Origin of the sequence: Kitasatospora sp. NPDC096128 (genome assembly GCF_040303105.1) — a bacterium.
Classification (GTDB): Bacteria; Actinomycetota; Actinomycetes; order Streptomycetales; family Streptomycetaceae; genus Kitasatospora.
In genome coordinates this window covers 22,910-32,981 of sequence record NZ_JBEOSP010000001.1, presented here as the reverse complement: position 1 = coordinate 32,981, position 10,072 = coordinate 22,910, and the positions used below count along the sequence as shown (strand labels likewise).

Here is a 10,072-nt window from a genome sequence, read left to right as displayed (position 1 = left end):
GCCGCGCCCCGCGCGCCCCCGCCCGTGCCCCCCCCCCCCCCCCCCACCCGCCGGAGCCGCGCCGGCGGGGGGGGGGGGGCGCGGGGGGCGCCCCCGGCCCCCCACCACGCTCCGCCGCTACTCGCCGCCGTCACTCGCCGCCGGGCTCGGGCAGAGCCCGGCGGCCCGCCTCTCCAGCTCACCCGCTCCGACCGCCTCCGGGACGGGGCCGCGGGCCCTGTCGCCGGGCCCGCCCGGAACCGACAAAAACAGCCTCGCCCGTAGTTTCCGCGCTCGTTGGGGGGCGAATGATGTCGGCGGGGGAGCTCCGCCGGCCCGGTGCGGATCGTTTTCGGAGAGGATGAAGTCGGCGATGGTGGTTCGGGGGGAACCCTGGGACAAGGGTCTGTCCGGGAAGGACCGGTTCGAACGCTGGCGGCATGAGCTGGGGAAGGCGCGGGAGTGCGAGATGACCAGTACTCACGCCGACAGCTTCGAGGCGGACCTGCGGTGCTCGGAGCTGGGGCCGGTCATGCTGATGGCGTCGTCGTTCCCGTCGGCGCGGTTCCTGCGTACGGAGCGGATGATCCGGCGCTCGGACCAGGAGCTGTACTACCTGACGCTGGTGACCTCCGGAACACACGGACTCAGGCGCGGCCGGGACCAGGCGGCGACGTTCGGTGTCGGGGACCTCGCCCTCATCGACACCTCCACTCCGCACGACGTGCGGATGGGCGGGGAGCGCAACCACGACGGGGAGAGTCCGCGAGTCACCGGCTTGGGCGTCAACCTGCCCCAGTCGCTGCTGCCGGTGCCCCGTCGTCTGGTGCGCGGTCTGCTGGGGCGGAGGCTTTCCGCGCGGGCGGGTGCGGGGGCGCTGCTCGGGCAGTTCCTGGTCGGGCTGGACCGTCAGGCGGATGCGCTGCGCCCGGCGGAGGCGGCCCGGCTGGGGGCGGTGGTGGCCGACCTGACGGCGGCCTGGATCGCCGGGGAACTCGAAGCCGAACACACGCTGCCCGAGGAGTCCCGGCAGCGGGCCATGGTGGAGACCGTCCGGGAGTTCGTCCGGCGCAACCTCCACGACCCCGAACTGACCCCGCCGGTGATCGCCGCCGCGCACCACATCTCCGTCAGCCAGCTGCACCGCCTGTTCACCCGGCACTCCGGCGGCGAGACCATCGCCGCCTCCATCCGCCGCCAGCGCCTGGCCAGGGCCCATCGCGACCTGGCCGACCCGGCACTGCGGGACACGCCGATCCACGTCGTCGCGGCCACCTGCGGCATCCCGCGCGCGTCCGAGTTCAGCCGCGCGTTCAAGGCCCAGTACGGGACCTCACCCCGCGAGCGCCGCCGCCAGGCGCTGCTCGCGCTGGTCGGGGCGGCCGGGTAACGGGGGCCGCACTCCAGTGCGGAGGCGGTGGGTGAACGCCTCACCGCCTCCTCACTCGGGGTGGCACACGTCCGAGACACCCCGGGACTTCGCGTCCCGGCAGCGCGCAGGCCGCCGAGGGCTTCCCGGCGGCCCGCTCCGTGACGTGAGCCGGGGCGGTCAGCCGAAGTGGCGGACGAAGACCTGCGACTTGCCATTGGCGTCGCCGGGCACGATGCCGCCGGCCGTGGACTGGAAGACCACGTCGTGTCCGTCGGCGCTGACCGCGTGGGCGCCGGCCGAGGCCGGCTGGTCCGAGACGGTCCGGTCGGTGTCCGTCCGCAGGTCGCGCAGGGCGAGCGAGGGTCCGGTCGTGCCCTGCGGGGCGTACAGCAGGTAGCGGCCGGTGGGGTCGATGGCCACGCCCCGCGCGTTCGGCACCAGCTGGTCGGTGTCCGAGGGCACGTCGTGGACGTAGGTGTCGGCGCCCGAGAGGTAGACGACCTTGGTGCCGTCGTCGCTGAGCTGGACGAGCGTCGCCCCCTGCGGGCCCTGGACCGGGTCGGAGGTGGTGCCGCTCGTCCGGTCCCACACGAAGACGGTCCCGGCCGCGCTGTCCTGGTAGGCGACGTAGCGGCCGTCACCGCTGATGGACGGCCGGGAGGGCTGGACGTGGTCGAGGGTGGCGGCGGTCACCAGCTTGTGGTCCGAACCCTGGACGTCGATGCGCTGACTGGGCGACGGCTTCTGGATGAGGGTGGCGAAGGCGAGGTAGCTGCCGTCCGCGTTGAACGCCGGCTGGTCGCAGCTGTAGGAGCAGTTGGCGGAGATCGACCTCCCGGTGCCCACCTGGAACTGGGTGATCCGTACGTTCCTCATCCACCGCACCGCATAGGCGACGTACGCCCCGTCACCGCTGACCGTCGGGGGTTCGAGCGTGGTCAGGTACCCGATCCGCTTGGTCTGCCGGGTCTGCTGGTCGCGGAGGAACACCTTGGCCCCTCCGTCGGCCTGATCGGGCGACAGATTCCCCGCCGACGATGAGAAGACGACGTGCCGGCCGTCCGGCGTGATCGAGGCGTCGGCGGAATCGCCGCCGCCCTGGGTGCCGTCGGCCGCGACACTGATCCTCTCGACCCCGTCACCGGCCGCACCGGCGCCGACGGGGCCCGCCGTGGCCGTGGGCTCGGCCGAGGCGGCCGCGGGCAGCACCGCCGTGACGGCGCAGAGCACGACCGCCGCGCTCAGGGCGGCCCGCAGCCGCCCGGTGGTACTCCGACTCGCGTTGACCTTCATTGTCCCCCCACCGAAGACATGGATTCTTCTCCGCTTCTCCATCGGAGAGCCACAAGACTGCAGCCGCAACGGCCCTGCGGGAAGCGGGGTTTCGGTCATCCGACGCACGTCCGCCGGCCCGTCACGTAGGAGGAGCGGTGCGCCGTCACGCAGGAAGGGCGGTGCGCAAGGAGGTGCGCCCCTCCCGCCAGCAGTCGAGCAGGTGGTCCCCGAAGCGGTTGTCCAGCACGGTGGCGGCCGCTGTCCCGAAGGCGATGTCACGGGCCAACTCCGGCTCCTGGGAGACGAGTTCCCCGATGACTCCGCGCCGCACGAGCTGTTCGTGCACGGCGTCGGCCTCGATGTGCTCCCGGTAGAAGAGCGTGCCGTCCGGGCCGCCTCCCAGTCGCTCCAACGCATCCGCCAGGCGGGCCGCTCCCGGGGACGAGGTGATCTCGATGCTCGCGAAGTGTCCGACCGCGGCTCCGCGCAGTGCCCGGTGCAGACCGAGGAGCGTCATCAGGTTGACCACCGCCAACGACACGGCCGGCACCAGGTCCAGGTAGTACCCGTAACGGGCGTCCAGGCCGAACGCGGCCATCATCCGGGCGAACAGCAGCGAGTGCGCCCGCTCCGGCCGCCCCGAACCGTACTCGTCGTAGGCGACGGTCATCAGCACGGCCTGCGCCGGCCCGTGGATCCTCGGCAGGACCCACAGCTGCGGGTCCGCCTCCTTGAGGTGGTAGACGGACCGGTGCACGAGGTACTCCCTCGCCTGCCACCGCTCCCCTTCGGCCCGCAGGAAGTACGAGGGCCCGCGGCCCTCGGGCGGCTCCGCGAGCAGTCGTTCCAGTGCCTCGGGCAGTGCGGGCACCGGCTCCGCCTCCGCCCGCACCGCCGCGAGAAAGGCGTTCTCCAGGTCGCGCCGCAGGCGGAGGAGTTCGGGGTCCCATTCCCACCCCGGGTGGACGCCCGGCAGGCCGCGGTCATGGAGTTCGTAGCAGAGGTGGAGCGCGAGCTGGTGGTCCTCGCTCCACGGATCGGAGCACGGCCCCGGCGGCGCCGGCAGCCGTCCGGCCCCGGGCGGACCGGAGGTCACCAGGCCGAGCACCGCCGCCGAGAGGGGGCCGCGCGAAAGCCCTCCCGCCACGGCCGGTGGACCGCCGCGAGACCGCTGCCCGCTTCCGGTCGGTCCTCGGCGTTCGCTCACGCCCATGTCGATCGCCTCCTCACCCGGTCGTTTCCGTTCCCGGCGGAGCGGGTGCCCGCAGGGGCTCCGCCCAATCCGGACGTGGCACGTGGGGCGCCGGCCTCACTCCATCTGGACGGCGATCAGGCAGGTGTCGTCGTCGGTGTCCGAGGAGCTCAGGTCGAGCAGGCGGTCCAGGTAGCGCTCCAGGTCCGGGCCGGGCGGGCCGGCGGCGCGGACCAGCTGGTCCACGGACTCCTCGACGGGCCGGTCGCGGCGTTCGGCCAGGCCGTCGGTGTAGAGCAGCAGGACGTCGCCGAGGGCCAGACGGGCGGTCTGCTCCTCGTAACGGGCCTCCTCCAGTGCGCCGAGCAGGACCCCTCGCGGCAGGGGAAGCACCTCGGCGCCCTCCGGGCGTACCAGGATCGGGGGCAGGTGCCCGGCACGGGCCCAGCGCAGCTCTCCGCCGGCCGGATCGAGCAGGACGCACACGGCGGTGGCGCTGACCTGGCCGGGTTCGCGCAGGGCGACGGTGTTGGTCCACTCCAGCAGCCGGCCGGGCCCGGCGCCGGTGACGGCCAGGCCGCGAAGGGCGTGGCGCAGCGCGACCATGCCGGTGGCCGCCCCGATGCCGTGACCTGCGACGTCGCCGACGGCGAGCAGGACGCGCTTGTCCGGCAGGGGCAGGACGTCGTACCAGTCGCCGCCCACACGATCACGTTTGGCGGCCGGCCGGTAGCGCACGGCGGCTCGGAGCCCGGTGGCGCCGAACGGCAGTGGCGCGGCCGGAAGGATGGCCTGCTGGAGGCGCAGGGCCAGACGGGCGCGCTCGGCGGACTCCTGCTCGCTGTCCGCCAGCCGTTCCCGGGTCGCCCCGAGCGCGACCTCCGTCCAGTGCTGCAGGGACACGTCGTGGTAGGCGCCCCGAACGGCGTTCAGCCGGCCCTCGTCGTCCACGACCGGTTCGAGGAGCAGGCGGGTGTACCGGTGGGTGCCGTCCGGTTGGGCCAGCCGGAACACCGCGGCGGCGGGCCGCCGGAGGCGGCGGACCTGGTCCAGCATCCGCCGGACCGTCGGCAGGTCGTCCGGGTGGGTGCGTTCCGCGATGCGGTCCAGCGGCACGGGGTCGGCGTCCGGCGGCAGCCCGTACAGTTCGCGGAGCCCCTCGCTCCAGCGGATGCGGCCGTCGTCGACGCATTCCTCGAAACCGGCCACCCGGGCGAGCCGCTGTGCCTGCCGCAGCAGGGCGTCCTGCTCGGCCGCTTCGGTCCGGCCGGGCTCCTGCTCCCACTCGACCAGCAGCGTGTCGGCGAGCGGGACGACGCCGAGCAGGACGCCGGCGGGCACGGAGAGGCCCCGGTGGTGGAAGACCAGGCGGACGCGCTCCGCGCGCAGCGGCGCCCCGGTCTCGTGCACCGTCAGCAGGCGTTCGAACAGGCCGGTCGCCGAGGCCTCCGGGTACGTCTCCAGGAGCGAGGCGCCTTCCAGTTCCTCCCGTGGACGGCCCATCGGGTCGCGGAACCGGTCGTTGACGGCCAGCAGCGTGAAGTCCACCACCCGCGCGTCCCGGAGCACGGGCGCCAGCAGGAGCGCGGGGGTGACGAGCCCTTCGAGCAGTGCGGCCCGGTCGCCGGACGGCGCTTCCGGTCCGCCGGGCGGCAGGAGCGCCGCGCACAGGTCCGCCACGGCGCACAGCACCCGGCGGGGGGAGGCACCGAGCGTGGGGACGGGAGTCCGCCAGAGGACCTCCAGTGCACCACGTCGGCGGCCGCGATCACGCAGCACCAGGACCGCCCGTGCCGATTCCGGGCCGACGGAAGGGCCGCCGGTCCGCGGGTCCCCCGGCCAGAGATCCTCTCCGTCCGAGATCGCGCGCTGTGCGGGCGTCCGAGCCCCCGGGGGGACCCGGCTCCACGCCTCCGACTCGACGGCCGACAGCCCGGCGTGCGCGGCAAGGGCGAGGGCGCCGCTGGGCATCCGCTGCCAGAGGGCCACGGCGTGGGCGCCGAGCGGCCGTCCGGCCTGCTCCAGGACCGCCTCGGCGGCCCGGTCCAGGTCTGTGGCGGTGGCGAGGGCGGACAAGGACGGGGACGGGGACGGGAGGACGGGACCGGCGGCGCCGTGCGCGGGCCCCGGGTCCTCGCCGGACGCGTCGGCCGAGCCGCAGATGTCGGCGGCCAGCGACTCGACCGGAACCGCCGCCTCGTCGGCGAGTCGGGCCAGGTGGACGACCGCTTCGGTGGGCGGGACGCCGAGGCGTTCGGCGAGGATTCCGGTGGCGACGTCGACCACCGACCGGCGCCGGGCCTCGGTGCCCGCGCGTGCGGCCGCGTCCTGGAGCCGACGGACGGTTTCCGCAAGGGCCAGGACCTCCGGAGAGCGGCTGTCGTCGGTCACGGCCTCTCCAGCCAGTGCGTGATCCGGTCGAGCAGCCGGGCGGTGTCGACGGGCTTGGCGACGTGGTCGTCGGCACCGGCTGCGAGGCTCTTGTCCCGGTCGCCGGGCATGGCCTTGGCGGTGACGGCGATGACGGGCAGGCGGGCGAAGCGTTCGTCGGCACGGATGGCGGCGACGGCGGCGTATCCGTCGAGGCCGGGCATCATGACGTCCATCAGGACGAGGTCGATGCCGGGGCGCTCCCGGAGCAGGTCGAGACCGGCCTGGCCGTCGGCGGCGTGCAGGACGTTCAGGCCGCGTTGCTCCAGCGCCGCGGCCAGGGCGAAGACGTTGCGGACGTCGTCGTCGACGATGAGGACCGTGCGGCCGTCGAGCGGATCGTCCCGGAGGGGCGAGGACGGTGCGAGGGCACCGGGCGGGGCCGGGCGGCGGTCTCCGAAGAGCCGGGCGACCCGGTCGCGGAGGTCGTCCAGTCCCCGGGCGACCTCGATGCTCCCCACGGCTGCGTCGTCGCCGGCGCCGTCCCCCCGGTAGCCGAGGAGCGGCGTGCCCTCCGCAACGGCGTCGAGCAGGGCGGGGGCCAGTTCGCCGGCGCCCGTCAGGTCGATGACGGCGCAGCGGTGAAGGCCTTTCGCCAGTTCGGCCCGGATCGCCGCCTCCGCCCCGGCGCCGGTCACCCGGATCTGCGTCTGCGGCTCACCGAGCGCCTCCACGGCGGATCGGACGACCAGGGTGAGCAGGGCCGGCGGGTCCGGTTCGACCACCAGGATCCGCTGCTCCTCCTCAGGAGGCGTGTCACCGGGCTTCGGCCCGCCGATCGGCAGGTAGAGGGTGAAGCCGCTGCCCTCGCCCGGAGCCGAGCGGACGGTGAGGGCTCCGCCGAGCAGCCGGGCGAGTTCGCGGCTGATGGAGAGCCCGAGGCCGGTGCCGCCGAAGCGGCGACTGGTGGTGCCGTCGGCCTGCTGGAAGGCGCCGAAGATGGTGTCGAGGTGGGCGGGTTCGATGCCGATGCCGGTGTCCTCGATGCGGAACGCCACCGCGGCCTCCACCCGGCCGAGTTCGGTGGGCAGGTCTCGCGCCTGCGCCTGTTCGATCCGCAGCTCCACCCGGCCGGTGTCGGTGAACTTGACGGCGTTCGAGAGCAGGTTGCGCAGCACCTGTCGCAGCCGCCCCTGGTCGGTGACGAGTTGCTCGGGCACGTCGCGGGCGACGGTGGCCTCGAAGGCGAGGCCCTTCTGGTCGGCGAGCGGGCGGAAGGTCGAGTCGACGTACTCCAGCAACTCCCTGACCGCGAAGGGCTCGGGGCTCAGGTCCATCTTCCCGGCCTCGACCTTGGAGAGGTCGAGGATGTCGTTGATGAGCTGGAGGAGATCGGTGCCCGCGGAGTGGATGACGCCCGCGTACTCGACCTGCTTGGGGGTGAGGTTGCCGGTGGCGTTCTGGCTGAGCAGCTGGGCGAGGATGAGCAGGCTGTTGAGCGGGGTGCGCAGTTCGTGGCTCATGTTCGCCAGGAACTCGGACTTGTACGTGGAGCTGAGGCTCAACTGCCTTGCACGTTCCTCCAGTTCCTGGCGGGCTTGTTCGATCTCCAGGTTCTTCGCCTCGATGTCGCGGTTGCGCTCGGCCAGCAGGGCGGCCTTCTCCTCCAGCTCGGCGTTGGAGTGCCGCAGTTCCTCCTGCCCTTCCTGCAACTCCTCGGACCGGGCCTGGAGTTCGGCGGTGAGCCGCTGGGACTCCGCGAGCAGCTCGTCCGTCCGCGCGTTGGCGAGCAGGGTGCCGATGTTGACTCCGCAGGACTCCGTGAACTGCTCCAGAAAGTCGCGGTGGACCTGGGTGAAGGAGTGGACGGAGGCGAACTCCATCACCCCGAGCAGCCACTCCTCCAGCGCGATGGGCAGGACGACGAGCGAGCGCGCGTCGGTGGCTCCGGCGCCGGACCCGATCGCCGCGTAGCCGGGTGGCAGGTCGTCGACCGTGACGATCCGCCGGCTGCGGGCGGCCTGGCCGACCAGCGACTCCCCCAGTTTCAGCCGCCGCTGCGACAGTTGTTCGGCGGGGCGGCCGTAGGCGCTGATCAGGGCCAGTTCGGTGCCGCCATCGGTCTCCTCGGCGAGGAAGAAGGCTCCGTACTGGGCACCGACCAGGGGCGTCAGCTCGTCGGTGATCATCTCGGCGACGGCCCGGATGTCCCGGCGGCCCTGGATCTCGGCGGAGAACCGGGCGAGGTTGCCCTTGAGCCAGTCCTGCTCCTGGTTCGCCCGGGTGGTCTCGCGCAGGGACCCGACCATGGCGTTGATGTTGTCCTTGAGGTCGGCGACCTCCCCGGAGGCGTCCACGCTGATCGAGCGGGTCAGGTCCCCGGACGCGACGGCGCTCGTCACCTCCGCGATCGCCCGGACCTGCCGGGTCAGGTTGCCCGCCAGCTCGTTGACGTTCTCGGTGAGCCGCTTCCAGGTACCGGAGACGCCCTCGACCTCGGCCTGGCCGCCGAGCCGGCCCTCCGTGCCGACCTCCCGGGCCACCCGTGTCACCTCGGCGGCGAAGGAACTCAGCTGCTCCACCATGGTGTTGACGGTCGTCTTCAGCTCCAGGATCTCGCCCCGCGCGTCCACGTCGATCTTGCGGGTGAGGTCGCCGCGCGCCACCGCCGTGGTGACCTGGGCGATGTTGCGCACCTGGCTGGTGAGGTTGTGCGCCATGAAGTTGACGTTGTCGGTGAGGTCCTTCCACGTCCCGGCGACGTTGGGCACCCGGGCCTGGCCGCCGAGGATGCCCTCGGTGCCGACCTCGCGGGCGACGCGGGTGACCTCGTCCGCGAAGACCGAGAGCGTGTCCACCATGGTGTTGATCGCGTCGGCGAGGGCCGCCACCTCGCCCTTGGCCTCCACCGTGATCTTCCGCGAGAGGTCCCCGCGCGCCACGGCCGTCGCCACCACGGACATCGACCGGACCTGGCCGGTGAGGTTGGAGGCCATCACGTTGACGTTGTCGGTCAGGTCCTTCCACGTGCCGGAGACGCCCCGGACGATCGCCTGCCCGCCCAGGTTCCCCTCCGTGCCCACTTCCCGCGCGACCCTGGTCACCTCGTCGGCGAAGGCGGAGAGCTGGTCCACCATCGTGTTGATGGTCTCCTTCAGCTCCAGGATCTCCCCCCGCGCGTCCACCTCGATCTTCCGGGTCAGGTCGCCTCCGGCCACCGCCGTGGCGACCTGGGCGATGCCGCGGACCTGGGCCGTGAGGTTGCCGGCCATGAAGTTCACCGAATCGGTCAGGTCACGCCACGTCCCGGCGACGCCCTCGACCCGGGCCTGGCCGCCCAGCCGCCCGTCCGTACCGACCTCCCGCGCGACCCTGGTCACCTCGTCGGCGAAGGCGGACAGCTGGTCCACCATCGTGTTCACGGTGTTCTTGAGTTCGAGGATCTCCCCGCGCGCGTCCACCTCGATCTTCTGGGTGAGGTCGCCGCGGGCGACCGCCGTGGTCACCTGCGCGATGTTGCGCACCTGCCCGGTGAGGTTGCCGGCCATCGCGTTCACCGAGTCGGTGAGATCCGACCAGGTCCCCGCCGCCCCCGGGACCTGCGCCTGGCCTCCGAGGCGCCCGTCGGTGCCGACCTCGCGGGCGACGCGGGTGACCTCGGAGGTCACCCGCGCCAGCTGGTCGGACATGCCGTTGAACACCCTGGCGATCTCGCCGTGAACGCCCGGCCGGTCCGGGGTCAGCCGGGCCCGGAAGTCACCGTCACGGACGGCCGTCAGGCCTGCGAGCAACTGCCGGAGCGCCTGCTCCTCCGGGTCCGCGGAGTGCCGGTCGGCCATCGCCTGTTCGTCCATGCGCGCCACCGTCCGGTTCTGCCGCACGTC

The 10,072-nt window shown here is 73.2% G+C and carries 5 protein-coding genes; 1 reads left to right on the top strand and 4 read right to left on the bottom strand.

All coding sequences use genetic code 11. The features are described 5' to 3' along the window. Positions 1-352: 352 nt before the first annotated feature. Entirely contained in the window at positions 353-1,369 is a 1,017-nt protein-coding gene (locus ABTY61_RS00165; RefSeq protein ID WP_502895173.1) for a helix-turn-helix domain-containing protein, read from the top strand. 159 nt (positions 1,370-1,528) lie between these two features. On the opposite strand, the gene ABTY61_RS00160 is transcribed toward ABTY61_RS00165, so the two are convergent. From ABTY61_RS00160 to ABTY61_RS00145, 4 genes are all read right to left on the bottom strand, one after another. Then, positions 1,529-2,644: a TolB family protein gene (locus ABTY61_RS00160; RefSeq protein WP_350502592.1), complete on the bottom strand. Its 1,116-nt coding sequence runs from the start codon at positions 2,642-2,644 to the stop codon at positions 1,529-1,531. 145 nt (positions 2,645-2,789) lie between these two features. Further along, on the bottom strand, positions 2,790-3,773 hold the full coding sequence (locus ABTY61_RS00155; RefSeq protein WP_350502591.1) for an iron-containing redox enzyme family protein: 984 nt from the start codon (positions 3,771-3,773) through the stop codon (positions 2,790-2,792). 162 nt (positions 3,774-3,935) lie between these two features. Continuing rightward, a complete protein-coding gene (locus tag ABTY61_RS00150; protein WP_350502590.1) occupies positions 3,936-6,209 on the bottom strand; it encodes a SpoIIE family protein phosphatase in 2,274 nt (757 codons plus the stop codon). After that, positions 6,206-10,042 carry a hybrid sensor histidine kinase/response regulator gene (locus tag ABTY61_RS00145; protein WP_350502589.1) on the bottom strand — a complete coding sequence of 1,279 codons (3,837 nt, stop codon included), beginning with the start codon at positions 10,040-10,042 and terminating at the stop codon, positions 6,206-6,208. Before ABTY61_RS00145 ends, ABTY61_RS00150 begins: the two co-directional genes overlap by 4 nt. Positions 10,043-10,072: the final 30 nt, after the last annotated feature.

Coding starts and splice junctions, on each gene's coding strand:
- ABTY61_RS00145 (WP_350502589.1), bottom strand. CDS start 10,042: ATGGACGAACAGGCGATGGCCGACCGGCACTCCGCGGACCCGGAGGAG.
- ABTY61_RS00160 (WP_350502592.1), bottom strand. CDS start 2,644: ATGAAGGTCAACGCGAGTCGGAGTACCACCGGGCGGCTGCGGGCCGCC.
- ABTY61_RS00165 (WP_502895173.1), top strand. CDS start 353: ATGGTGGTTCGGGGGGAACCCTGGGACAAGGGTCTGTCCGGGAAGGAC.